Origin of the sequence: Variovorax sp. VRV01, assembly GCF_014852545.1 — a bacterium.
Taxonomy (GTDB): domain Bacteria; phylum Pseudomonadota; class Gammaproteobacteria; order Burkholderiales; family Burkholderiaceae_C; genus Variovorax; species Variovorax beijingensis_A.
Genome location: NZ_JACVBS010000005.1, coordinates 329130 through 353641, shown reverse-complemented (window position 1 = coordinate 353641; position 24512 = coordinate 329130). Strand labels below are relative to the sequence as shown.

18 protein-coding genes are annotated in these 24512 nt (G+C 70.0%); all 18 read right to left on the bottom strand.

Annotation, left to right across the window (positions count from 1 at the left end; genetic code table 11):
• Positions 1–58: 58 nt before the first annotated feature.
• The 18 genes from IB278_RS11930 to phnD all read right to left on the bottom strand — a co-directional run bounded on the left by IB278_RS11930 (position 59) and on the right by phnD (position 24287).
• Positions 59–1393, bottom strand: coding sequence for a methyltransferase domain-containing protein (locus IB278_RS11930; RefSeq protein ID WP_192323523.1), 1335 nt, complete (start codon positions 1391–1393; stop codon positions 59–61).
• A complete protein-coding gene (gene tssG / locus IB278_RS11925; protein ID WP_261380265.1) occupies positions 1390–2469 on the bottom strand; it encodes a type VI secretion system baseplate subunit TssG in 1080 nt (359 codons plus the stop codon). The genes IB278_RS11930 and tssG overlap by 4 nt, the downstream gene beginning before the upstream one ends.
• Positions 2445–4337, bottom strand: coding sequence for a type VI secretion system baseplate subunit TssF (gene tssF, locus IB278_RS11920; protein WP_145742447.1), 1893 nt, complete (start codon positions 4335–4337; stop codon positions 2445–2447). Before tssF ends, tssG begins: the two co-directional genes overlap by 25 nt.
• Before the next feature lie 7 nt (positions 4338–4344).
• Positions 4345–4860 carry a type VI secretion system baseplate subunit TssE gene (gene tssE / locus IB278_RS11915; protein ID WP_145742449.1) on the bottom strand — a complete coding sequence of 172 codons (516 nt, stop codon included), beginning with the start codon at positions 4858–4860 and terminating at the stop codon, positions 4345–4347.
• A gap of 2 nt (positions 4861–4862) precedes the next feature.
• Positions 4863–5663: a type VI secretion system accessory protein TagJ gene (locus IB278_RS11910; protein WP_192323522.1), complete on the bottom strand. Its 801-nt coding sequence runs from the start codon at positions 5661–5663 to the stop codon at positions 4863–4865.
• A 1-nt stretch (position 5664) separates the two neighbouring features.
• The gene (locus IB278_RS11905) at positions 5665–6222 is read right to left on the bottom strand and encodes a type VI secretion system tube protein Hcp (RefSeq protein WP_145742452.1); all 558 of its coding nucleotides are present in this window, start codon (positions 6220–6222) and stop codon (positions 5665–5667) included.
• A 34-nt stretch (positions 6223–6256) separates the two neighbouring features.
• The gene (locus tag IB278_RS11900) at positions 6257–8218 is read right to left on the bottom strand and encodes a caspase family protein (RefSeq protein WP_318646681.1); all 1962 of its coding nucleotides are present in this window, start codon (positions 8216–8218) and stop codon (positions 6257–6259) included.
• Positions 8219–8322: 104 nt separating this feature from the next.
• Complete coding sequence (locus IB278_RS11895; protein WP_192323521.1) at positions 8323–9504, bottom strand: hypothetical protein; 1182 nt, start codon at positions 9502–9504, stop codon at positions 8323–8325.
• Positions 9505–9532: 28 nt separating this feature from the next.
• Entirely contained in the window at positions 9533–10282 is a 750-nt protein-coding gene (locus tag IB278_RS11890) for a hypothetical protein (RefSeq protein WP_145742456.1), read from the bottom strand.
• Positions 10283–10423: 141 nt separating this feature from the next.
• Positions 10424–12019 (bottom strand): murein transglycosylase A, encoded by a 1596-nt coding sequence (locus IB278_RS11885; protein ID WP_192323520.1) that lies wholly within the window; start codon positions 12017–12019, stop codon positions 10424–10426.
• A gap of 54 nt (positions 12020–12073) precedes the next feature.
• Entirely contained in the window at positions 12074–13999 is a 1926-nt protein-coding gene (locus tag IB278_RS11880) for a serine/threonine-protein kinase (protein WP_192323519.1), read from the bottom strand.
• Positions 14000–14630: 631 nt separating this feature from the next.
• Positions 14631–15242, bottom strand: a complete 612-nt coding sequence (tagF, locus tag IB278_RS11875) for a type VI secretion system-associated protein TagF (protein WP_261380267.1) — start codon at positions 15240–15242, stop codon at positions 14631–14633.
• Complete coding sequence (gene tssM, locus IB278_RS11870) at positions 15239–18838, bottom strand: type VI secretion system membrane subunit TssM (RefSeq protein ID WP_192323518.1); 3600 nt, start codon at positions 18836–18838, stop codon at positions 15239–15241. Before tssM ends, tagF begins: the two co-directional genes overlap by 4 nt.
• Positions 18835–20169 carry a DotU family type VI secretion system protein gene (locus tag IB278_RS11865; protein WP_145742464.1) on the bottom strand — a complete coding sequence of 445 codons (1335 nt, stop codon included), beginning with the start codon at positions 20167–20169 and terminating at the stop codon, positions 18835–18837. The genes tssM and IB278_RS11865 overlap by 4 nt, the downstream gene beginning before the upstream one ends.
• Before the next feature lie 32 nt (positions 20170–20201).
• Complete coding sequence (tssK, locus tag IB278_RS11860) at positions 20202–21533, bottom strand: type VI secretion system baseplate subunit TssK (protein WP_145742466.1); 1332 nt, start codon at positions 21531–21533, stop codon at positions 20202–20204.
• A gap of 159 nt (positions 21534–21692) precedes the next feature.
• Positions 21693–22001, bottom strand: coding sequence for a hypothetical protein (locus IB278_RS11855; RefSeq protein ID WP_145742468.1), 309 nt, complete (start codon positions 21999–22001; stop codon positions 21693–21695).
• A gap of 217 nt (positions 22002–22218) precedes the next feature.
• Positions 22219–23262: a phosphate/phosphite/phosphonate ABC transporter substrate-binding protein gene (locus IB278_RS11850; protein WP_145742469.1), complete on the bottom strand. Its 1044-nt coding sequence runs from the start codon at positions 23260–23262 to the stop codon at positions 22219–22221.
• 14 nt (positions 23263–23276) lie between these two features.
• Positions 23277–24287 carry a phosphate/phosphite/phosphonate ABC transporter substrate-binding protein gene (gene phnD, locus IB278_RS11845; RefSeq protein ID WP_192323547.1) on the bottom strand — a complete coding sequence of 337 codons (1011 nt, stop codon included), beginning with the start codon at positions 24285–24287 and terminating at the stop codon, positions 23277–23279.
• Positions 24288–24512 lie beyond the last annotated feature (225 nt).

Genomic DNA, 24512 nt, shown 5'->3' with positions numbered 1-24512 from the left:
TATCTGTTGAAGACGATTCATGCCGGTAAATTCGAAGTTCGGCGATCCGTATCCGGCGTCAATGCGCAGAAAGCCTTGCGCTCGCCAGCCATCCCTGCACGTCCTGCCCCGCTTCGCGGCGCGGGACGATCGGCTCGATGCGCACGGCACCGAAACCGGCGGCCGCAAGGCAGGCCTCGAGATGCGCGGCCGCATGGCGGTAGCGGCCGCTGCCTTCGAGCCTGAAGTCGTCCTGGCCCCCGGACATGGCCTCGACCGTGAACACCACCCCGCCTGCCGGGCGCAGCGCGCGCGCGGCGGCTGCCAGCACCTCGTGCAGGTCGCCGAAGTAGCACAGCGTGTCAGCCGACACCACCAGGTCGAAGCGGCCGGGTTGGGTCTGCAGGTAGTGGGTGAGCTCGGCCTTGTGCAGCACGTCGTAGCCGCCGCGTTGCTCGGCGCGCTGCAGCATGCCGACCGACAGGTCGCAACCGGCCAGGTGCGCGGCCCAGGGCCGCAGCAGCGGCGCGCAGAGTCCGGTGCCGCAGCCGGCATCGACCACCGCCAGACTCGCGGCCGGTGCGCCATGCATTTCCTGCACCGCCTGCGCCACCAGCTCGGGCGCGCGGTAGTGCAGCTTCTCCAGGCTGGCGTCGAAGCTTCCGGCGTAGCTGTCGAACACGGTCTCCACATAGCCGTCGCTGGCGCGCGCGGGCGCATGCCCCTCGCAGGCGGCCAGCAGGTGCGTGACCACGGGATTGCCTGGATCTTCGGCCAGCCATTCCCGGTACATGCCGACGGCCTGCTCATGCTCGCCGAGCAGTTCCAGCGCGCGAATGACCTGCGAGCGGGCGCTCAGGTTGCGCGGCTGCAGCAGCACCGCACGGCTGTTGGCAATGACGCTCTCATGGATGCGCCCCTGTTCCATCAGCGCGATCGACAGGTTGTACCAGGCCTCGCTGAATTCCGGCCGCAGTTCGATCGCCTGGCGGCTGAAACGCTCGGCGGCTTGCCAGTGGCCCTTGCGGCGTTCGAGCGATGCGATGTTGCTCAGCGCATCGGCGCCCTCGTCGCCTCCTTTTGCGAAGGAGACGCTGTTGCCGTAGGCGCGCATTGCATCGTCGATGCGGCCGGCCTCGACCAGGAGGTTGCCCAGGTTGTTCCAGGCGCCGCTCTGCGCGGGTTGCAGCGTGAGCGACCGTCCGATCAGCGCGATGCTCTCGTTGCTGCGGCCTTGCGCATGGCGCAGCAGGCCCCGGTAGTGCAGGGCGTCGGGGTCGGCCGGCGCGGCCTCCAGGAGGCGGTCGAGCAATTCGTCCGCCGCGTCCAGCTGCTGCGCCTTGACCAGGGCCGCGGCTTGCGCCAGCGCGGCCGCGTGCGTCATCGTGTCCGGGTGCACGGGCGTCGTCGTCATGCGGCGGCTCCCGCGGTGGCCCGGGCGGTACGGGCGCTCATCGGGCGGCTGCCGATGCGCACGTCCGCCGCGTCCTTCGCGCGCGTGCGCTGGCCGAGCCACGAGACCCAGCCCAGGCGCGGCGCGCTGCCTTTGGCCTGGCCGAGGCGCGTGGCGGGTACCTCGGCCTTCTCGAGCGCCAGCTCGGCGTCCCATTCGAGTTCGTCGCCGAGCAGCTGCTGCATCCAGCGCTGCAGCACCGGCTGCGCATTGCCGATCGGCAGGAACATGCGGTACTGCGCGAGCGTGAGCGGGCCGATGTGCAGGCGCACGCGGTGCTGCCGGTCCCACGCGCGCTTGCCGAGCATCGCGCCCATGCCCATCGAGCGCGAACTCTCGCCCTGCCCCAGCCGCGTGAGCTCGCCGGCGGGCAGGCTCATCCAGTGGCCGACCCAGCGCTCGAGCTTCACCGGCACGCCGAAATAGCTGCTCAGCACGGATTCCACGCTCTCTGCGTTGTGCACGCGGCGCGCGAGCCAGCCCGAGAAATGCAGGCGCGCATCGTCGTGCACCTCGTCGCGCTCGATGCGCCCCGGCGTGCCAATGCCCACGAAGGCGCCGACCTGCAGGCGGAAGCGGTCCTCGCCCGGCCGGTCGAGCGCCACCGCGGGCCGCGCCTGCGCCCATGCGCGATAGAAGTGCAGCGAGAAGCGGTGCAGGAAGCTGTCGAGAAAGGCCAGCCAGGTCGGATCGCCATGGTTCAGGCTGCGCTCGCGGATGAAGTCGCTCAAATGAACCGGCAGCGGACCGTTGGGCCCGACATAGCTGAAGAAATGCTGGCGCAGGCGCGGCGGCGAATGCGTGCTTGCCGGCTCAAAGCGGCTGAAGCTGGCCGGCGCGAACGACAGTGACGGCTCCTGCCCCACGCGCACCGGCTCCGCGCTCGGCAGCAATGCGCGGCCCCAGCGCGGCGTGGTCGCGGCCACCGACTCCAGCCGGCGCAGCACCGCGAAGTAGTCGAAGGACCACGGCTCGGCCGACCACCCGCGCAGCGCGGTGTCGACTCTCCCGGCTACAGAATCTGCCGGGTCCCGCACAGCGGCCTCCATCGCATGGTCTCGCCCTTGCCCGCCACGCGCAGCACGGTCTCGACGAAATGGTTGACCTCCACGTGGCGCGCGAGAAAGCGCGCCATCACCGCGCCGAACAGGAACACGCTGTGGCCGTGGAATGCGTCCTTGTCGACCTCGAGCGTCACCTCGAGCCCGCGCCCGAAGGCGATCGGCCCCTTGAGCGGCAGGCGGCGCGCCACGGGCTTGGCTTTCACCGAGAGCAGCCCGCGCACCTGGCCCTGGCGCATCTCGTCGGCGTGCGTGGCATAGAGCATCAGTGTTTCGCGCAAGGCGGCGGCGCCCTGTTCCGGCGTGCTGTCGGAGATCGAGAGGTAGTTGAGCGCCAGGTGATCGACCACCCGCCAGCCCAGCCCCTGGCTCACCACCGGCGACACTGGCCGCGACGGGCCGCGCACCATGCGCACGCGCTGCACGGGGAAGGAATCGACGCAATCGAAGTCGTTGTCGCGGCCCAGCGGCATCAGCAGCGGCAGGTCGCGGTTGGTGCACATGGCCGTCACCGCGAGCTGCCGCAGCGTGGCCGCGTACGGCGCCTGCTGCGGATCGACGATCTGCATGTAGACCTCCGAGCCGATGTGGCTGCTGCGATGGCCCTCGGTGCGCTGGCGCACCGACAGCATGCGCGGCTCGCGCGTGGTCGTGAAGTAGGCCGGGTGGCTGTGCCGCGTGCCGTGGAAGGCCGAGTAGAACGGCCGGAACACCTGCTCGGCCGCCGTGGCATCGGCACCGGGCGCGCCATGGCCGATCACCTCGGTGACGGTGTGCACCTCGAAGTCCTGCGGCCGCGTGCGGTCGGGCACCAGGTGGAACTGGCTCACGCCTTCGGTCAGCGGCACGCGGTCGAGCCGCTTGTTGAACAGGTTGACCACCGGCACGCAGTGCAGCTGCACGTTGTCGGCGCTCACCAGTTTTTCGAGCGCCGCATCGCCGCGCGAGAACAGCAGCACGAGCTCGACCTCGGCGACCGGCATCGCCGAGAGCACCGATTGCAGCCCGGCAATGCGCAGGAACTGGAAGCGCTGTGGAAACGCGAAGTACTCCTGCAGCAGGCGAAAGCCCGAGAAGCCGGTGGCCGTGACCGGCAGCAGCGCCTCGTCGTCCTCGAAGCCGACCGGCTGGATCGCCGTGGCCGGCAGGCTCTGCGCGGCGCCCTGCAAGGCGCCGGTGGGCGACAGCGGCCGCACCATCACGCCGATGGGCTGGCCCAACGCGCACTCCTGCAGCTGCCAGGCCACGTCTTCGGCGCCGCCCAGGTGCAGCACCAGCTCGTCGAGCGCGATCTGGCTGAAGTTGAGCCCCGCCGTCGCATGCAGCGTGATGCGCAGGCCGCCGCGGATGGCACGGGACTGGGGGTGCGTGGCGAGCGGCAGATCGGGCGCATAGGTGAAGTACTGGGCACGCCGCACCTCGATCGGCCAGATGCGCAATGCGCTCGCCGTGCGGAACTCGCAATGCGTGTTCTGGCCCACGGCCTGGCGCGCGCGCAGCCCGGCGCCGCGCGGCAGCTTCGGACCGGTCGCGAGGTTGGCGTCGTCGAGATCGGGCGAGAACGAGACGACCGCCATCGCCGGCGTGGGCGCGAGGAAATTCGGATAGACGATGTCGAGCAGGTGGCCCGTGAAGCGCGGGTATTCGGCGTCGAGCTTGAGATTGACGCGCGCCGACAGGAAGGCCGTGGCCTCGATCAGCCGCTCGACGTACGGATCGGCGACCTCCTGGCCTTCGATGCCCAGGCGGTGCGCGATCTTCGGAAAGGCGCGCGCGAACTCCGAGGAGCTCTCGCGGAAATAGCGCAGTTCCTGTTCATACAGGTTCAGCAGCCGAGGGTCCATGTCGGACTCACCTTGGGTTTTGCGCCATGTCCACGATCTCGATGCGTCCTTCTTCCAGGTCTACGCGGCTTCGCATCAGGAACTCGAGCGGCACGGGCTGCGCCCACAGCATGCCGCGGATCTGCAGGCCGATGCTGTTGTGCGAGTCGAGTGCCGAGCCTTCCATGACGAGTTCAACTTCGAGAGTGCGGGACAAAATGCGCGGCTCGAACTGCAGGATTGCGTTCTTCAAAGCCTGTTCCATGCTGACACGCTGCACCGACGAGGTGAACTGGCCAGACAGCATAGGCAATCCGTAGTTGATGACCGAGCGCGCCGCGTTCGGGTATTGCCTGTCGTCCATGGCCAGCCCGAAGCCGGTGGCGTTGAAGAGCCAGCTCAGGTCGCGCAGCACGGCCGAGCGCAGCGCCTGCTTGGTGAGCGTGCGCTTGTCGTCGCTCTCGCGCTTCTCGGTGGGCGCGTCGTCCACCAGTCGGTCGAGCAGCGACGGCTGCAGGCGTTCCTGGGCGGTGAGTTCGGCCATGGCTATGCGCCCTGGCTTTCGAAGAGGATCTCGCGCACATCCATGAGCGCGTATTCGCCGGCATCGCTGCCGAGCACGCGCTGGCCGCAGCCGGCCCAGACCTCGGGGCGCAGTTCGCGCCACTCGGTCTTGCGCGCGAGAAGCAGCTCGCCGTCCTGGCTCTTCTCGGTGCCTTCGTAGCGGGTGGGAATGAGCGCCAGCGTCTCGCCGCCGTTCTCGAACTGCAGGTGCGCGGGCATCCAGACGCAGTCGCGCAGGTCCTCGGGCGGATCGATCTTGATGTGCGCGAGCCGGGCGTAGGGAATCCAGTAGTACTTGCCGTTGACGAAGGCTTCGAGCACGGGGCCCAGGCGCATGTCGGCATCGGCCAGCCATTCGAAGGGCGCGCCGTCGATGGTGCCGGCGATGGCGGGTGCGCCGTCGAAGGCCCGCTGGCGAAGGTCTTCGGCCAGTTCGTTCTCGCCACGGCCCTGGCGCAGCAGCGATTCGATCAGCAGCGCCAGCCATTCGTCGGGCTGGCCGAAGATCATCGGCGTGCGCGTGCCGGCAAACACCTCGGCGCGCAGGCCTTCGCAGCGCACGGCGTCGCCATACACCTGCTTCATGGGAACGGCAAGCGCATCGAGCTCGGCCGCGACGGTGAGCTGGTTGAGCGCGCGTTCCCACTGGCCCAGCACGCACAGCAGCTGCGCCATGAAGACGCGGTGCTTGCTGTCGGCGGGCCTGGCGCGGACCTCGTCGCTCAGGGCCTTGAGCGCGGCGGCAGGGTCGGCGGACTTGAGGAGTTCAGCGGAGGTGGCCATGTCAGTTCCCCGCGAAGGTGCAGGTGCGCACGGCTCCCCGCGCGCCCGTCTGCTGCTGCGGCGCCGAACGGATCTCCAGCTTCGTGTAGTCGAAGAAGATGATGTCGCAGGGCCGCTTGGGCGTGCCGCCGGTGACGATGGCATGGCAGTTCACGCGCGCGCCCTCGAGCACGAATTCGAGGTGCGACTGCAGGTCTTTCGAGCTGTCGCCGCCGGCCTTGAAAACGGAGATGGTCACCTTCAGGTCGCTGTCCTGGCTCTTCAGCAGGCTCGCGATGGAGGCCGTGGCCGCATCGCAGTCGCGGATCACGATGAAGGCATGGTTGCGCAGCTTGCCCTTGCTGGAGCCGGGCGGCACGACGACGTCGGACTTGTACGAATAGCCGCCGATGTCCATGCGCTGCTTGCCATCCTCGTACGTGCGCTTGGACTCCCCTTCGATCGGCGAACCCTTGCTCTCGATCATCATCGCGAAGTCGTTGCCCGATTCGCCCGACAGGTAGTCGAGCAGGCGCAGGGCCTCGTCGGGGTCCAGTTTTCCATCGTAGGTCCAGCTCATGTCGATCTCCTGAAAAAAATCCGGTTGTCTGTCGTTACCTGGCGGGCAAGGCTTCGCCCGCCCAATGCACCATCGCGGCAAAGCTCTGCCGTTCGCTGTCCGGCTGCAGGGCGCCGCGCACCCGCACCTGGGCCACTCCGTCGGCCGTGCCCGCGCCGAACAGGCGCGGCGCGCTGTAGGGCGTTGCCGGCGCGGCCAGCACCAGCAGCCGGCCGCCTTCGGCGTTGAACCAGGGCAGCTCGAAGCGCTTGACGGCGGGCGCGTCGCGCGTGCCGCGCTTGAAGCGGTTGGTCTCGCCCGGGTCGCCGGGATAGACCTGGCGCGCGCCGCCCTGCGGATCGATGCCGACGACGACAAGGTCCACCGAGCGCCCGGTGGTGTTGCGCACGTTGAGCACGGCGCGCTCGCCGCCGCGCAGCGGCAGCAGCCCGGCGCCGGCCTGCCGCGCCGGACCGCTGCGCACCAGGCGATCGCCGTTCCACACTTCGAACAGCGCCTCGAAGCCATCGAACTGCGCATCCCTGGCAATGGTGTAGAGCTGGTTGAGCCACTTGAGCCGGGCCAGCATTTCGAGATGCCGGCGGGCGGCTGCGGAATCGGTCGGCAAAGGCCTTGCGCCCGCACCGAGCGCGGCCGAGAGTACTTCGAGCCGGGTGGCGCTCCAGTGCACGTCGGCGCCGTCCGCCTCGGCCACGGCGACGACCGAGGCGGGGTAGTCGAGACTCAGCCCGGGCGGCAAGCCCTGCTCCGCGCGCACGCGCAGTGCGACCGAAGCCGGCTCGCCGAGCGGCGTGATGTTCCAGAGCGCGGCGCCGGACAGCTCGCGCAGCGCGGGCGGCACGGCCATGCGCGCCTTGTCGGTGTAGGCCTGCAGGAGCAGGCCCTCGGCGCTGCGCACCGTGCCGTCTTCCATCGTGGCCAGCACGCGCAGCGGCTGCTGCGCCACCAGGCCGTCGAGCTGGCCGGCCTGCAGGACCAGTGTGTCGCCGGAGCGCTGCGCGCGCCAGACCGGCCGCGTCGAAACCGGCTGTGCGCGGTTGGCGAAGATCGGCGCATCGAGGTTGCCCTCGGCCACCGGCGATGGCAGCTCGCGCGTGGGAAAGCGCTGCGCGAGTTCGTCGATCACCGGCGGATAGCTCGCGAGCACGCCGTCGAACAGGTCGCGCCAGGTGGCGGGCCTGCGCGAGAGCGCCTCCACCACGGCCCAGGTCAAGAGGCCCTGCGGGCGTGCATTGCGGCTCTTGCGCGGCAGGCGCAGCTCGGGCGTGATCTGGTGGCTCTCGGAAGCAAAGAGCGCGACATAGCGCGCGCGCGGCACCGGCTCGGCCGCGGCAGGCCGCGCCACGGCGGCGCGCGCGGCCGGACCGGATGCGCCGATCAGCTGGCCGATGCGCAGCCCGCGCCAGCGCACCTCGTCGTCGGCCGGCCCTTCGGCAACGAGCGGGCTCTCGGCCGTGCTGCTGCGGGTCATCGAGTTTGCCGAGCAGGTATCGAAGACGGAGGCGACGAACACGTTGCGCGCCAGGAAGGCCTGGATCCAGGCATCGAAATCGGCATCGCGCAGGTCGCCCGTGAGCGCGCCGTCGCTGCCGAGCGTGCCGCGCACATCGCGTGCGAGAAAGTTTTCCGAAAGGCCGTCGGGCTCCTGATAGAGCTTGCTGCTGTCGCGCAGGCGGGTGCCGTGGCCCGAGAAGTAGAGCAGCACGAAGTCGCCGCTTCTCGATTGCGCGAGCAGCCGGCCGAGCGCATCGTGGATGGCCTGCGATTCGGGCAGCACCGCGCCGCCCACGCCGTCGGCGAGCACGGTGATGTCGGATGCCGCAAAGCCCTGCTTCAGCAAGGCATCGCGCATCAGCATCACGTCGTTGCGCGGCGCCTGCAGCCAGAGCGACTGCGGCTGGTTGACGAGCTCGGAGACGCCGACGAGCAGCGCGCGCTGGGCGGCGAAGGCGCTGCCGGCGAACGCGATCAGCGCCAGCACCGGCAGCAGCCGCACGCAACGCGATCGGGGGCAGGCAGAGCGCCCGATGGATGCGCCGCCTGCCCCCACCCCTGCCCTCCCCCGGCGGGGGAGGGAGAAAAGCGGACGCAGCGTGAACGTCATGGCCGTTCCGTCGCGGGCCCGGCCGATTCGACCAGTGGCGATGCCGCGAGCACCGCAAGGCCGCCGACCGGATCGGCCGCGCGCAGCCGCCAGACGCCGTTCGCACCCGGGCCGCCGACCACCTCGGCCTGCACCGCCTGCAGGAGCCGGTCGGCCTCGTCGACGCGCACGCCGTCTTTCCAGCGCACCACCAGGTTGGCCTGTGTTGCAGCGGGCGCTGCGGGCACGGCACGAAAGCGCACATCGTCCTGTTCCGCATCCCGGCTGCCGAGCAGGCCGGCGTTCTGCACCACCGCAAACAGCGCCAGTACCGCAAATGCGGGACGCAGCCATCCGCCGGAACCGAACCAGTGCCGGATGCTGCCCCACCAGCCGCCCTCGGGCCGCTCCTGCGGCCGGGCGCGCGGGAAAGCCGGTGCGGTGGCCGGCGTCGCGCCGGGGGACGGCACACGCGCCGGGCTCAGCTGCAGGCCGGCCGCGCGGTACAGCGCCTGGTAGTCGGCGCGCGGGTCCTGCGCACCGAGCGGCGTGCCGGACAGCACCGAGAACACGCCGCCCACGGTGCGCAGCGCGATGCGGCCGGGCTCGGGCGCGATGGCCAGCGGCGCCTGCGCGGCCCATTCGTCATGCACCGCGCGGATCGCGGCGAGCCGGGTCGCCGAGACTTCGCCGAGCACGCGCGCGCACAGCTGCGGACTCGGTTCGAGCGTGAGCATGTTCCAGGCCTGCACCAGGCCGAAAGCCGGCTCGAAGGGCTCGTCGTCGGGCTCGAGCAGCACGTCGAAAGGCCCGGCCCAGTCGGCCTCGCCCGCGGCCATCCAGCCCTGCCACAGGTTGCCGTGGATGCAGCGGTCGAGCAGCACGCCGAGCAGCCGCCCTTCATGCACCACGCTCACGAGGCGGCCCGGCGCCCAGCGCGCACTGAAGGCGCGCTGGGCGACAGCCTCGCGGCGCCGGGCCAATTCGGTGAGCGGAAGCACAAGATCGAGCACCGCGCGCGGCGGCGCAGCCGCGGTGCCCTGCGGCACGGCATGGGGTGCGGCACCGGGCATCGCGACGGCCGCCACGGCGGCTTCCTGGCCGGGTGCGCCGGACATGCCAGGTATTGCAGGCGCGGCGCCCGCGGCCTGGAGCGCGCTTCGGATCACGCTGAGCGGGGGCCAGAGGTCGGTGTTCATGGCGGTCTGTTCCTGAATGGCTATGTCTTCAGGCATAAGACGCTTCAGCACCGAGGATTTTGAAAACCTGCAGGATCGCCGCCATGTTGCCGGGCTCGATCGCAATGCCCAGGGTCTGCTGGATCCAGCCGCCCAGGCGGGTCCTGGCGTAGTCGGCGGTGAGGCCTTCGCGCTTGTGCACCAGGCCCAGCCGGCCCGCGCGGTAGTGGTAGGAGGCGATGGCGTGGCGCGAGGCAATGCCCGAGAGGCCGCCCTCGGCCTCCCTGCCGAAGCCCTCGCACAGCAGGATGCGCTCGGGCTCGGGCAGTCCGGCAATGAAGGCGCGCGCGGCCAGCTGCACCGCGCTCGCGCTCAGGCCGTGCTCAGCGAGGCAGCCCTCGAGGTCTTCACCGGCGCCCAGTGCTTCTTCGAGCTGCGCCTCGCTGACCTGCTCGCCGATCGAGAGCTTGCGCCGGAACGCGCTGGCGCGCGTGCAGTCGATCAGGTAGCGGCGGAAGTAGGCGCACAGCGCAAAGGCGCTGGAGGGTGCGCTGTGGCCCGCGCGCTCGTCGGCCTCGTCGGGATCGGCATCGAGCCGCAGCACCTTCACGTAGATGAACTGCGCCACCAGCTCCTGCCGGCCCTCGCCCAGCACCTGGAGCTCGGGCGGGTTGCAGGCCACGAGCGCATTGCCGACGATGCGGTACATGGTGCCCATGTCGTCGGGGGACAGCGTCTGCCGGCGACGCCAGAGGCGCACGAGCTCGGTGCTTTCCGCGGACGACAGCGTTTCATTCATTGGCTCACCCCCAGGCTCCGCGCACTTCGTGTCGCTTCGCCCACCCCCTTGCAGGGGGCAACACCAGCGGCCCGGCAAAGCCGGTTCCGCGGTGTTTCCCGAACAAGCCCTGTCGCGCCCATGGTTGAAGACCCGAGTCGATCAGTCGTCCACGCATACGCCTTCGGTCGGCACCAGGCACTGCGGCAGGCCGGCGCCCGCCGGGCCGCCGCGCGTGCGGATGGCCGAGGACACCGCCGCCGTGGCCACGGCCAGGCCGCGCGGCAGCAAGATCCAGAGCTGGCCGCGCTCCTTCATGCGGCGCGCGTTGTTCGCGGCCTGCTGGCCGTTGCCGAAGAAGTAGTCGGCCCGCACCGCGCCGCGGATCGCGCCGCCGGTGTCCTGCGCAATGGTCAGCCGCTGCATCGGTGCACCGGTGCCGGGTGCACGCGTGGAGACGAACACCGGGTAGCCGAGCGGCGTGCTGCGCGGGTCCACCGCGATCGAGCGGCCCGCCGACAGCGGCACGCCGAACGCGCCCACCGGCCCGCCCGAGGGCGAGGGCGACTCCTTGAAGAACACGTAGCTCGGGTCCTTGATGCCCGAGCCGATCACCGGCCCGGCCGTGCGCCGCCCTGGCACCAGCACCGCGCCGCTGGCGGTGGGCCGCGCAAGCGTGAAGCCGCGCGTGCGGATGGTGCTGGTCGAGGTGTCGCCGACGTCGTCGTCCTCGTCGCCGTCATCGAGCTGCAGTTCGATGGACGAGCCGCGCACCTTGACCGGACTGCGCGGCTTGCCGTTGGCCGCCTGCGCCAGCGTGGGACGGAAGGGCTGGCCGTTCTGCTCGGCATAGGCCACGCGGATGATGTCGCCGTTGGCCAGCTTGATGCGGCCCGAGCCCTGGATCTGCATCTCGTAGAGCGCGGTGGCGCTGCTCACGAAGGCCAGCACGCGCGCATTGGGCGCGCCCTTGGTCTCGATCTCTTCGCGCGTGTAGTAGGGCAGCAGCTGCTTGCCTTCGATGCGCAGGCGGACCTTGCGGTCGAGCGTGTCGCGCGTGATGCCGGAGAGGTCGAGCGCATAGAGCCCCGGCGCGCCCATGTCGCGCGTGCTGAGGCCGGTCTGCACTACCACGTTGCGGCCCTCGACCCGCGCCGCCACCGTGCCGTTGCCGGCCGGCAGCTTGCGCGCGTCGGCAAACAGCATGTCCTCGGGCTGCCCGTAGACCGGGTAGATGAACGGCGCCGCGTACTGCCGGCTGCCCGGGATCTCGGGCTCGAAGTAGCCGGTGACCACGCCATCGGGCTTGCGGTCGTCGTCGCGGATCTGGTAGGCCGAGAACTCCTGCTCGAAGAAGGCGCGGATCGCGCTGTTGTTCTTGCTGTCGACACGCAGGGCGCGCGCGCACACCTCCTTCCACTCGGCGCCGCGGCCGGTGAGCACCTTGCAGCTGCCGAGGAAGGCCGGCCAGCTTTCGGAGAAGTCGTCGCGCGCCCAGCCAGGCACGGCATCGAAGCTGACCGATGTGTAGGTGGCCAGCTGGGTCGAGAAGGTGCGCGCCTGGCCGGCGGTGTTCGAGGCGGCCGGTCGTGGTGGTGGCGGCGTTGCGGCTGTCGACGGTCCGGCCGCCATGTCTGCGGCGGCGGCGCCGGAGGTCGCGGCCGGCGGCGTGCCGGCGCAGCCCGCGGCAAGCACGGCGGCAGCGGCAGCGGCCCAGCGCAGGGCGGTAGTGAAGACCGGCGACTGTGGTGTGTTCATGAAAGCCTCCTTGTCCGAAAAGAACGGCCCATCGGGCCAACGCTCTGCAGACGATTACTTCTCGACGATTTTGAAATTCGCGACGCCGTAGACGTCGTTGCACGGGGTGCCGGGCGCGCAGACCGGCTTGCCCAGCAAAGGCGAGGGACCCGTGCCGCGGCTGGCTTCGAGCGCCGCCAGCACGGGCAGCGGAAACTGCGGAAACACGCCGTCGTTCTGCACGCCCGAGGCGCTGAAGTCGCGCTCGTGCTGGCTCACGAGCACCGCGAACTGGTTGGTGCCGGCCGGGCCGCCCGCATCCATCGGCCAGGAGGCACGCGGCAGCGAGAGCGGGCTGCCGGCGGTGATCTTGTTGTACTTGTCGAGCAGGTTCGGGAACAGCAGGAACATCTCGCCGCCGCTGGACAGCAGGAACACGTAGACGAAACCCTCGCGCTTGCTGCGGACCTCGAAGGCCAGCTTGTCCTTGCCGATCGACACCTCGGGCTTCTTTGGCGCGGCCGTCACGTCGAAGCCCGGCGCGGCGCCGGCCGCGAGCGACTGCAGCGATTCGAGCGGCGTGCGGGGCGCCGGCGGGGGAGGAGGCGGTGGCGGCGGCGGCGCCTGGACCACGCGCGGTTCGGGTGGTGGCGGCGGTGCGACGGCGACCTGCTTGCCGCTGTTGTTGTCCCCTTCCGCGCCCGCGGTGGTGCGGCCCTGGTACCACCACCAGCCGCCACCGGCGGCGGCCAGCACGGCCACCGAGGCGATCGCGGCCAGGGCCTTGCCGTTGTTCTTTCCGCCGGCGCCCACGCCCGCAGCAGGTGCCGGCGCGGGTGATGCCTTGCCGCGTCCGATCGTCGTCGGCAGGTCGGCGTTGCTGGTGCCGCGCGCACCGGAGCCGCCGGGCGTGGTGCGCGGCGGCGGCGCGATGCTGTGGCCCACCTCCAGGTCGAGCGCGGCGCGGAACTCGGCCATCGACTGCGGCCGCGACTCGGGCCGCACGCCCAGGCCCGCGTCGATCGCCTGCAGCAAACGCAGGCTGTAGCGCTGGCGCAGGATGTCGTTGCCCGCGAGCGGCACGTAGCTGTCGGACAAAAGCCGCGCCACCGAGGGCGGCGGCGCGCGTCCGCAGACGGCCACGTGCATCACCGCCGCGAGCGCGTAGACGTCGGTCCACGCGCCCTGCGACATGTCGGGCATCTCGGCGTACTGCTCGATGGGCGCGTAGCCCGGCTTGAGGATGACGGTGATCGCCTGCGTCTTGTCGGTGATCACGCGGCGCGCGGCGCCGAAGTCGAGCACCACCGGCCGGCCGGAGCCTTCGAGCAGGATGATGTTGTCGGGCGCGATGTCGCGGTGGTAGCAGTTGGCGCCGTGCATCACCGCCAGCGCCTGCGTCACGCCGTCCATGATGCGGATCAGCCAGGCCTCGTCCACGCCCGCGGGAATGGAGACCAGCGCCTGGCGCAGCGTGTCGCCGCGGTAGAACGGCATCACCATGTAGGTGGTGCCGCGCTCCTGCCAGAAGCGGTAGACCTTGAGCAGCGAGGGATGGTCGAACTGCGCGAGCAGGCGGGCTTCGTTGATGAAGCTGCGCATGCCGAGGTCGAAGGTTTCGCGGTGGCGCTCGGAGAGCGGGACCACCGTGCCGTCCTGTTGCCTTGTCGACAGGGAGGTTGGCAGGTATTCCTTGATGGCGACCACGCGTTCGAGCGTGTGGTCCCAGGCTTCGTAGACGACGCCGAAGCCGCCCTGGCCGACGACGCGCGTGATCTCGAATTCTGCGAGGCGGCTGCCCACGGGGAGGAGGCCGGCTTCGCTGGTTTCTGGAGCGGAGGCTGCAGGCGCATTGGAGAGGCTTGTGGAGCCGGATGTGATGACGGTGGCGGCGGTGTCGGTCTCGGTCTCGGTCTCGTTGCTCGCGGACTGGGCGGGCCTCGACATGACGCGGGTGCGGTCGTCTTCGGGGGGCATGCTGGTTCCTGGAGCTTCGGTCATTGACTGGCTCCTTTTTGTATTGCTTGGCGTGTTTGCTTTCCGGGGCCGGGACTCGCCCCGGCGGGCGACCTACTTTTCTTTGCTTCGCCAAAGAAACGTAGGCAAAAGAAAGGCGACCCCACTGTCTGCGACCCCTTCGCTGCGCTACGGGGCAACCTGCGGTGCTCGCGTTTCGCGGGGTCTCGCCCAAACTCGCTTCGCTCAAACAAGGGCGAGCCCTGATCCGCGAAACGCTCCGCTCCTCGGCGCATACAGAGGGGGGGGCAAACCAAACGGGCCTTTGCTTCGCTCGGCCACCAAGCCACCGCGGCGCGCAGCGCCGCGGTGGTTGGTATTGGCTGCTGGAGTTGACATTGGGGCCGAGCGAAGCGATGGCCTGTCTTCTCCCCATCCCTTCTGGCTGCGCCGAGGAGCGCAGCGTTTCGCGGATCAGGGCTCGCAGCTGTTTGAGCGAAGCGAGTTCTGCGAGACCCCGCGAAACGCGAGCACCGCAGGTTGCCCGTAGCGAAGCGAAGGGACGCAGACAGTAGGGTCGCCTTTTCTTTGCTTACTTTCTTTTGGCGAAGCAAAAGAAAGTGAGTCGCCCGCCGGGGCGAGACCCGGCCTCCGACAACAAAAGGAAGCAGGAAACTCATTCCCCACCCCCCAAAAACAAGGCTTCAAACCGAACATCCAAAGGCAATCCGGCAACGAGCATCCGAGCCCCTTCACCAGCGCCCGGATCGCCCATCCACAAAGACTCCCCCACTCCCGGCAAGGCCAGCGACTCCACAGCCCCCTCGCGCGGTGCGAGGCCATCCGCAGCAAAGAGCCTCTGCAGCACCGCATCAAACCGCAGCGCATCCAGATCCCCCTCGAGCCCTTCGAGCGCAGCCCGCGTCCCCTGCGCCCACCACCGCAGCGCCTGCTGCAGCGCCTCGCCCTGCAGCGCCCCGCCCGCGGAAGCATCGAGCTCCACCGCCAGCGTGAACGGAAAGTACCGCCCCACCCCATCGACCGACGGCATCAGCACGCCGATCCACCCGCCATCCCCCACCACCTGCGGCCCCAGTGCAAAGCACCAGACCGGCGCCTCGAGGTAATGCGACGTCCAGTCGGCATGCCGATCGCGCAGCCGCGCCAACCCGCGCTGCAGCCACGGGTCCCACACCGAGCGGAACGACTCGGGCAGGCGCCGGTGCGCGAAGTCGCCCATGCCCGGCAGCTTGCCGAACCATCCGGGCAAGGCAGTGGCTACGCTCACAGCCCCTCCGGACAGGAGAACTCGCGCAGTTCCTTCAAACGGATCGGATGCTGCACGCTGTTCGTCGTGACCTCGAAGCGCGTCTTGCGGGCGCCGATCTGGAAGGTGATGAAGAACTTCTCGGGCGCATCGCCGGCTTCGAGCTGGCCGTCGTCGAGCGCGCGGAACAGCGCCCACGGCCCGTCGACCGCGGCGCCCGAACTGCCGGTGGCCGAAGGCGGGCTCACCTGTATGCGCACCTGGTTGCTGCCCTTGGGCCCGGGCCACTGCACGGCCATGGGCACCACCGGGCCGTGCGCGTATTTCACGAGCTGGCCGTCCACGTCGAGGATGAATTGCGTGATGCCCGCATCCATCTCCACCGGCTTGAAGTCGAGCCGCATCGACGGCCCGCGGCCGCCGCCGCGGAAGAAGATGTCCTTGATGCGCGCGGCGCGCTCGAACTGCGCCAGCGCCTGCGTGGTAACGGCGCCGCGTTCGGCCACGGGCTTGTAGCGCCATGGCTTGGTGCTGGTGTCGACCAGCGCGGCCAGCCGCTTCTGGAAGAAGTCGTCCATCAGGCCGCCGGCGCCGAACATCTGGCCGAAGTCCTCGGGCAGCACGTCGCGCTTGCTGCTGCCCACGAAGGGATAGCGGCCCGCGATGGCGCGGTTGCAGAAATCGGTCACGGGCTTCAGATCCTGGCTCAGGTTGCCGCGCTCGGCCACCTGGGCCTGCGCCGCGCCCGACTGGCTCAGGTTCTCGACCATCGTGCGCACCGGCTCGGGCAGCCGGCCCGCGTCGGACTTGAGCTTGCCGGCCACGTCGCCGGGGGGCGGCGAGGTGCGGCCCTTCACGGCCGTGTCGACGGCGTTGAGGTACACGTACACCTCGTTGAAGAGCTTGAGCGCGTCGTCGATGGGCGCGGGCTGGTTCGGCCCGGCGGCGGTGACGAGGCGGCGCAGCGGCTCGAAGCGGTCGTCCACGATGCTCTCGATGCGCTTGCCGCTGGCCACGGGCTTGTTGGGATCGCCGCCGAACAGGTCTTCCAGGCCCTTGCGGGTGTTGGCGACCGTGGCGGTGGCCTTGCTCACCACGTCCTTGGGCTGGTCGGCGGGAATGAGCGTGGTTTCCTTCACCACCGCGCGCAGGAAGTTCGCCAGCGGCGAACCCACGCCCGAGAGAATGCGCGCGGCCTCGATGTTCTTCTCGAGCCCGCTGGCGCGGATCAGCCGCACGTCGGCCAGCAGGGCCTCCCAGACCTTGACGTATTCCGCGAGGTAGAGCCGGCGCACGCGGTCGGTCAGCGCGCCGAGCGCCGCCACGTCGCGCATGCGGTCGGTGGCGCTGCGATCCTGCCCGAGCACCCACGGGTCTTCCTGCGCGAGCAGGCCGGTGAGCACCGTGACCTCGTTCTGGAAGCGCTTGTGGTAGCCGTCGTAGGTGAACATGCCCGGCACGCCTTCGGTCAGCGGCTTGCCGCTGATGCGCTCGAACACCAGCGGCGCCGAGGGACCGGCGGCGGTGGCGATGCTGAAGGCCGGAATGTCCTTGGTGGCGCGCTGGCGCTTCAGGCGGCTGAACACGCGCTGCTCCAGCGGGTAGCTCGCGAGCACGGCGCGCACGCTGCGCACCAGGTTCTCGTCCATCTTGAGCGGCGAGCGCGGCGGGCCCTGCGCGATGAGCACGTCGAGCTGGTCCTCGAGCGCCTGGCGCTGGTCCTCGGGAATGCCGCGGTCCAGGCTGCGCGCCCAGTCGAGCGTGATCCAGGCCTTGAGCGCCTCGGCATCGAAGTGCTCGGGCTGGTAGAGCATGAGGTAGCTCTTGAGCGCCTCGTAGGTGTACTCGAGGTTGTCCTTCTGCGCGGTGCGCAGCTGGTCCTCGATGCGCTTGGCGATCTGCGGCAGGAAGGCGTCGTTGAGCGCGCGCTGGTGCGTGAGCATGGCGGCGGCGTCGAGCTTGTCGCCCTGATAGAGGCCGAGCGTCATCGACAGCGGCTCGTCGCCCTGGCGGTTGTCGGGCGTCTTCCAGATGTCGCGCAGGCCCTGCAGCACGGGCGCCACCTCGACCAGGTTCTGCACCCGCGAAGGCAGCGCCGCCAGGGTCTGGCGCGCGGGCTCGACGCGCGCCTCGACCGACTTCAGGTAGTTGAGGTTCTGCAGCGTGCTGTAGCCCCAGCCCGCGAGCAGCGCGAGCGTGACCAGCGTCATGGCCGCCACGCCCGCCATGCGCAGCGCATGGCGCCTGCGCTCCAGCTTCACGTTGGCGCCGGCCAGGCGCTGCTCGGGGAACACCACCTCGCGCAGCAGCGCGGTGAGAAAGTAGCTGCGGCCGCTCGACTTCTGCGGCGCGAGCATCGCGCGCTCGATGCCGAAGCTGCGCGAAAGGCTGCCCATCACGCGGTCGATCGGGCTGCCTTCCTGCGTGCCGCTGGTGAAGTACACGCCGCGCACCCATGGCGGCTGCGCGAAGCGCGAGCCGGTGAAGACCTGGTCGAGCAGGTCGGACAGCATCGAGCCGATGGAGCCGAACTGCGCCGGAAAGCCGAAGATCGCCGCGCGCCGCGTGCCGTCGGTCTCGCGCTGCATGCGTGCGATGAGCCCGTCGTTGACGCGGTTGTGCAGCAGCGCGAACTCGCGGTGGAAGGCGGTGGACAGCCCCTTCTCGTCGGCCTGCACGTTCTCGTCGGCCGCCAGCGTGAAGCCGAAGACCTGCGCGCGCTGCTCCTTGCCGAGATCGTCGAAGTAGTCGGTGAAGCCATAGAGCAGGTCGCTCTTGGTGACGAGCACGTACACCGGCAGCCGCGTGGTGAGCTTGGCGTCGAGCTCGAGCAGCCGCGCGCGGATGGAGGCGGCCAGCTGCGTGCGCTGCTCGGGGCCCTGGCTCAGCAGGTCGGCCACGCTCACGGTCAGGAACACGCCGTTGAGCGGCCGCCGCGGGCGCGCCTTCTTGAGCAGTCCGAGGAAGCCTTCCCATGCGCTCTTGTCTTCCGACTGATGGCTGTCCTGTGTGGTGTAGCGGCCGGCGGTGTCGATGAGCACGGCCTCGTCGGTGAACCACCAGTCGCAGTTGCGCGTGCCGCCCACGCCGCGAATCGCGCCGGGGCCGAACTTCTCGGCCAGCGGGAACGACAGGCCCGAGTTGACCAGCGCCGTGGTCTTGCCCGCGCCCGGCGCGCCGATGAACACGTACCACGGCAGGTCGTACAGGTAGCTGCCGCCGGAAATGGAGAGCCAGTCGCGCCAGCCGGGCTTCTTGCCCGCGGCATGCAGGCGCATCTGCTTGAGCGTGGCCACGGCTTCGCTGAAGCGCGTGTCGAGGATCTTCTGCTCGCCGTTGACGGGGGCATCGGTCTTGACGGTGGGCGCCTTCATGAGGCCGTCGGTCAGGTGCTGGCTCGCACGGCGCGCGCGCCACCTGCGGTAGATCGCGCGCAGCACCACGATGAGCACAATGGCGCCGATCAGCAGCGCGCGTGCGAGCTCGCTTTCGAGCGGCACCCACGCGCCGATCTTCACCAGCGGGCCGATCCACCAGATCAGCAGCGCAACGATGACGAGCGCCAGCAGGGTCAGCAGCAGCGGGCTGAACAGGAAGCCGAAGATTTTCTTGATCATTTCGTCACTCCCGCCGCGGCAGCCACGCGGTCCGGCTCGGACAAGAGCACGATGTCGACGCGCCGGTTGCGCGCACGGTTGGCCGGCGTGTCGTTGGCGGCCACGGGCTCGGCGTCGGCCTTGCCGTCGGAGCGCATGCGCGCCGGATCGACCAGCGTGGTGAGCGCGCCCTTCACCGCATCGGCGCGCGCGGCCGACAGGTGCCAGTTGGAGGGATAGCGCAGCGAGCGGATCGGCTGGTTGTCGGAGTGGCCGGTGATCAGCACCTCGCCCTTCACCTCGGCCAGCGCCTGGCCGATGCGGCGCAGCACCGGCAGCGATGCGGCCATGGGCTCGGCGCTGCCGGAGCCGAAGAAGGAGTCGCCGCGCAGCCGCACCACGCTGCGGTCGGCCTCGTCGGTCACGGTGACCAGGCCCTGCTTGATCTCGGGTTCGAGAAAGCGCGCAAGCCGCGGCGACTTGGCCGGCGCGGCGGGCGGCGCGATCTGGATGTTGGGCACGCGCAGGCTCGACACCGCGGCATACGTGGTGTCGGAGCGGTAGTTGAGCGTGAGCCGCAGGCCGAACCAGGCCAGCGCGAGCAGCAGCGCGAAGCCGGCCGCGAACACCCACAGCGGCAGCGATTCGCGCAGCCGCACCGTGCCCGCGCCCTGCCCGCGCCAGTGCGGCGACAGCTCGGCCTCGAGCGGCGGACGGTCCTTGGCGATCAGGTCGGCCAGGCGCTGGCGCACCGAATCGAGCTGGGCGCGGCCGTTGTCGACCACGCGGTAGCGGCCTTCGAAGCCGAGCGCGAGCACGCTGTAGATCAGCTCCAGCAGCTGGCGGTGCGTGGGCACGTCCTGCGCGAGCTTGGCGAGCAGCTGGAACACCTTCTCGCCGCCCCAGGTCTCGTTGTGGAACTGCACCAGCAGGCTCTGCTTGTTCCAGCCGGCCTGCACGCCCCAGGGCGTGTTGGCCACGGCCTCGTCGAGCGCGGTGCACAGCACGTAGCGCGCGGCCAATACCGATTCGTTGCTGGCGCCGGCGCGGCGCGCGGCGGCATCGAACTGGTTCACCGCGTCGGCGGTGGAGGCGCGCAGCGCCGGCACGTTGGGCGGCTGCACCAGGTTGCGCAGCTTTCCGATCAGCACCAGCAGCTTGCCCGCGGCCGAGACCAGCGGATTGAGCAGGCCGATCTCGCCGACCTCGGCGGCGGGTGTCGGATCAACGCCGCCGAAGAAGGGCGCCGGCGCGGCGGCAGGCGGCGGCGTGCCGGCCGGCGTGCGCGGCTTCGGCTTGATGACCGTGCGCTCCGACTCGAAGGCGGCGAAGGGATCCGGAGGTGTGCTCATGATGGTGTTCCGTTTTCGTCAGCCCGGTGCGGCTAGGAACGGATGGCCCAGAACGCGAGGTCGAGGCCGGGGAAGTCGCCCGCGATGTGCATCGCGATGCCGCCGGATTGCTCCAGCTGGCGCCACAGGTCGCTGTTGCGCGTTTCGAGCTCGAAGTAGTTGGCGCCGGTGTGAAAGGGAATCTGCCGCGGTGCCACCGGCATCGGCGTGAGCGTGACGCCCGGCAGCGCCAGGTTGACGAGGTCGCGGATGCGCTCGACCGGGCCGATCTTGACCTGCGTGGGAAAGCGCGCGCGCAGCGCCTCGCTCGGCATGTTGGCATTCACCGCGAGCACGAAGGTCGCCTTGCGCTGCAGCTCCACGTCGGTCACCACCGCCACGCGCACGCCGTGCTTGCGGTCGTGCAGGTCGATGCGGATGGCCGACTGCTCCAGCACCATCGACAGGCTGCGCCGCAGGTCGTCCATCAGCGGGCGGAAGCTCAGCGCCAGGTCGTCGTGGATGTAGGGGCCGAAGCGCGTGACGCGGCGCGAATCGCGAAAGCTCGCGAGGTCGCCGGCCAGCCCGAGCGCATGCTCGAAGAAATGCTGCGGGTGCAGCATGGCGCTTCGGGCCAGGTGCGCAAAGACCGCCTCGTTGCGGTTGACGGTCTGCAGCAGCATGAAGTCGGCGATCTCGGCCACGCCACCGGTGCCGCCCTGCGTCATGCGGCCGGCCAGCGCCTCGCCACGCTGGCGCAGGAGGCCCAGCAGCTCGTCGAGCCAGGAACGGATCACCGCATGGCCCGCCACGTCCAGGAGCGGCGGCAGCATCGCGCGGTCGAGCTGCACCTGGTTGTCGACGCGGCGCTCCAGCACGCGCGCCACGCCCAGCGTGGTCCAGGCGTCGGTGGCTTCGCTGGCGCGCATCAGGCGCGTATGGAGCTGGCCCAGCTGCAGCACCGCGGTGCGCTCGCCCGCGGTGTTGGAGTCGGGCACCTCGGATTCCAGCACGCGATGGCGCACCAGCTCTTCATAGTCTTCGGCGTCGGCCTCGCGGGCGCCGGCGCGGCGCAGCGGCAGCGCCAGCACCACGGCCTCGTCGCGCATGGCGGGCGGAATGTCGATGGGCTCGGGCAGCGGATCGACCGCCGGCATGTCGAACACCGTGCCGTCGCCGAAGAGGCCCACCGCGCGCACCAGTGCGAGCTTGCCCAGCGTGAGCGCGGCCTGATCGATCTCGATCTCCGCGAATCCCCAGGCATAGGGCGTGGTGGAACGCAACAGCACATGCCTCGCATGGTCGGCATGACGCTCGCTTTGCTGCAGGTGCTGGGGCTGCAGCAGCATCCCCTCGCTCCAGACCACTTTTGTTCGCCAACTCATCCGCACTCCGTCAACGGCAAGGGCTGCCTGAAAGAAACACGAAGTTTCCGGCGCGCGCCGCGGCGGGCAAATCCGCCTAACGGCCTAGATGCGGGGTTTTGGAGCTACGGCGAAGGGAGTAGATGCACCGCAAAAGGAGCGGGCACCTCCGGGCGGGTGCTACAGCCCGTAGATCGCGACGATCGCCCAGAAGGTCAGCCAAAGGGCTCCTGCGCCCAGCGCAAGCATCGCGGCGACGAACGCCACGAAGTACCCGATGCGGCGCGAGAGTCCGGGCGCTGCCGGAACGCATCTCGCGTAGATCAAGACGGCCCACAGCACAAGCGCAAGCGCTCCGGCCGCCACGACGCTCCCCGACATCGCCAGGATCCGGTGCTGGTCCAGGAAGCGCAGGCCGACACTGAGCAAGGGCATTGCCAAGGTCCAGGCCAGCATGTTCAGCGGCAGCCACCACCACCGCGTTTTCATCGGATCGCCTCGCCCTTGTAGTAATGCGCCGGCATGGGGCTCTCCCAACCCGTCATGCGCAACCGAATTCGCGTTCGTCGACGTGGCATGTTCTCCCTTGGATGACCCGCTGCCCTGGCGGGCCCGGCACATGATATCGACTCGGATATGCGCTACCGCTTCGACAGGGGCCGTCCCCTTCAGTGCTCGGCCGGCTTGGCGCCTTGGCCGCAATTGGTCAGCGTGCGGTGCCAGCGCCGGCGCGCAAGGCCTCGACCTGCTCACGGTAGTTCTTCTCGAGGCGCTGCAGACGCTTCTCGCGCGCCGCGTCGTTGACCCAGGCGGCGGCCATGGCGCTCTGCTTGCCGAGCTGGTATTCGAGCATGGCCTCGGCCAGCAGCGCGCTGTCGTCGGCGGTGGCATAGCCGTAGGCCGCGCGCAGGGTCTTCAGCACCTCGCGCTCGGTATCCGCGCGCGGGCCCTTGCCCTGCCCGTAGCCCACCAGGAAGGCCTGCAGCCGCGCCTGGAACTCGGGCGGATAGCTGCGCCGCACCACCATCTGCGCACCGGGCGGCGGCTCGGACTCCCAGACGATGTGCAGCCGCGCGGCCTCCACGGGGAACTGCTCCCTGAAGCGCTCGAAGTCGGTGGTGTTGTTGGTGGCCACGTCGGCATCGCCGTTGGCCACGGCGAGCGCGGTGGCCTGGTGGGTGCCGACGATCTCGCCGCGAAAGCGCGTTTCCATCGCAATCCCGCGCGGCAGGAAAAGCTGGCTCTGCGGAACGAGGAAGCCGGTCACGGAGCGGCTGTCGCCGCGCGCCAGCCGCCAGCGCTCGGGCTCGGCGAGCACGGCCTCCAGCGTGCTGGGCAGGCCGGTCTTGCGCGTCAGCAGCACGGCGCGGTGCGTCGGCATGCCGGGCCGGCGCGCGATCTGCGCCACCACCTTCATGCGCCGCTGCATCACGGCATCGAGCGCCATCTTGGCCGAGAGAAAGGCCATGTCGATCTCGTCGCGCTTGATAGCGCGGTCGAGCTCCTCGTACGACGCCACCGAGTAGGCGCTCACCGGCACGCCCATGGCCTGGCTCAGGTCGGCCAGAAGCGGCGTCCACAGGGCGCGCGATTCGACGGCGCCGCCCAGCGGCAGCACGCCGAAGCGGATCGACTTGACCGGCGCGGCACCTGCCTTGTCCGCCGTGCCGGCGCGGCCCTGTGCGAGGCAGGCGGCGGCAACGGCCAGGAGCGCGAGCGCCGCGGCAACCGAACGCAGGAGACGCAGCATGGACGGGGCCCGCGTCAGGGAGACAGGTCGCGCAGCACGGCGGTCTGTTCCGCGTACCCGCTTTCGATGCGCGAGAGCCGCGCCTGCCGCGCGGCATCGTTGACCCACTGCGCGCTCATGGCGTTCTGCCGGGCCAGCTGGTAGGCCAGCTTGGCGGCGGGCTGCAGCGAGCTGTTGTCCGCCGCCACGAAGCCGGCCAGGTCGTGCAGCGACTTGAGCACCACGCGCTCGGCGTCGCCCTTGGGCCCCTTCGCGCGGCCGTAGCCGACCAGGAAGGCCTGCACGCGGCTGCGCAGCTCGGGCGGATATTCGCGCCGCACCACGATCTGCGCATGCGGAATGAGCTCCGACTCCCACAGCACCTGCAGCCGCTCGGCCTCGGCCGGAAAGCGCTGCTTGAAGCGCTCGAAATCGGCGGTGTTGTTGGTGGCCACGTCGGCCTCGTTGTTGGCCACGGCCAGCGCGTTGGTCTGGTGGGTGCCGACGACCTCGCTCAGGAAGCGCGTTTCCATCGCGATATGGTTGGGCAGGAACAGCTGCAGCTGCGGCACGATGAAGCCCGACACCGACTGCCGCTCGCCGCGCGCAAGGCGCCAGCGCTCCGGCTCCGCGAGCAGGCTCTTCATGCTGTTGAAAGGAGGCGCCTTGCGCGCCAGCAGCAACGCCCGGTAGCCGGGCAGCCCGTCGTGCCGCACCACCTGGGCCACCACCTTCATGCGGCGCTGCGTGACGGCGTCGAGCGCCATCTTGCCGGACAGGAAGGCCATGTCGACTTCGCCGCGCTGGATGGCCTGCTCGAGCGCTTCGTACGAGTTGACCGACAGCACGCTCACGGGCCTGGAGATGGCGCGGCTGAGTTCGGCCAGCAGCGGATCCCAGTCGCTGCGCGACTCGAAGGCGCCGCCCAGCGGCAGGATGCCGAAGCGCACCGGCGCATCGGGCTGCGGCGCGGGCTGGGCAGAGGCCGCCAGCGGCAGGCCGGCAAGCAGCGCCAGCGCGGCGGTTGCAGCACCGCGGCACACCATGCGTACCATGGCGGCGGCGCGCCCGGACTTCGGACGGCGGGAGGCATCGGAAGCGCCGGAAGCCTTCCGGACGCGGCATGGGGAGGCCAGCATTTTTGGAACACGAAGACATGGGGCCGCTGCGGACCAGCGGGTCTAACATGGGCAACGCGTCGCAATTAGATACCAAATACAAGTGATTTTCGTGATGTTTTTCCCACCTTTCGCTCGTACGGCCGTCCCTCT

Excerpts from the sequence above, each read along its gene's own strand:
- IB278_RS11850 (WP_145742469.1), bottom strand. The coding sequence starts at position 23,262 with ATGCTGCGTCTCCTGCGTTCGGTTGCCGCGGCGCTCGCGCTCCTGGCC.
- IB278_RS11855 (WP_145742468.1), bottom strand. The coding sequence starts at position 22,001 with ATGAAAACGCGGTGGTGGTGGCTGCCGCTGAACATGCTGGCCTGGACC.
- tssM (WP_192323518.1), bottom strand. The coding sequence starts at position 18,838 with ATGATCAAGAAAATCTTCGGCTTCCTGTTCAGCCCGCTGCTGCTGACC.
- IB278_RS11885 (WP_192323520.1), bottom strand. The coding sequence starts at position 12,019 with ATGAACACACCACAGTCGCCGGTCTTCACTACCGCCCTGCGCTGGGCC.
- IB278_RS11865 (WP_145742464.1), bottom strand. The coding sequence starts at position 20,169 with ATGAGCACACCTCCGGATCCCTTCGCCGCCTTCGAGTCGGAGCGCACG.
- IB278_RS11930 (WP_192323523.1), bottom strand. The coding sequence starts at position 1,393 with ATGACGACGACGCCCGTGCACCCGGACACGATGACGCACGCGGCCGCG.
- phnD (WP_192323547.1), bottom strand. The coding sequence starts at position 24,287 with ATGGTGTGCCGCGGTGCTGCAACCGCCGCGCTGGCGCTGCTTGCCGGC.
- IB278_RS11905 (WP_145742452.1), bottom strand. The coding sequence starts at position 6,222 with ATGAGCTGGACCTACGATGGAAAACTGGACCCCGACGAGGCCCTGCGC.
- tssE (WP_145742449.1), bottom strand. The coding sequence starts at position 4,860 with ATGGCCGAACTCACCGCCCAGGAACGCCTGCAGCCGTCGCTGCTCGAC.
- tssF (WP_145742447.1), bottom strand. The coding sequence starts at position 4,337 with ATGGACCCTCGGCTGCTGAACCTGTATGAACAGGAACTGCGCTATTTC.
- IB278_RS11890 (WP_145742456.1), bottom strand. The coding sequence starts at position 10,282 with ATGAATGAAACGCTGTCGTCCGCGGAAAGCACCGAGCTCGTGCGCCTC.
- IB278_RS11910 (WP_192323522.1), bottom strand. The coding sequence starts at position 5,663 with ATGGCCACCTCCGCTGAACTCCTCAAGTCCGCCGACCCTGCCGCCGCG.
- IB278_RS11880 (WP_192323519.1), bottom strand. The coding sequence starts at position 13,999 with ATGACCGAAGCTCCAGGAACCAGCATGCCCCCCGAAGACGACCGCACC.
- tssK (WP_145742466.1), bottom strand. The coding sequence starts at position 21,533 with ATGAGTTGGCGAACAAAAGTGGTCTGGAGCGAGGGGATGCTGCTGCAG.
- IB278_RS11895 (WP_192323521.1), bottom strand. The coding sequence starts at position 9,504 with ATGAACACCGACCTCTGGCCCCCGCTCAGCGTGATCCGAAGCGCGCTC.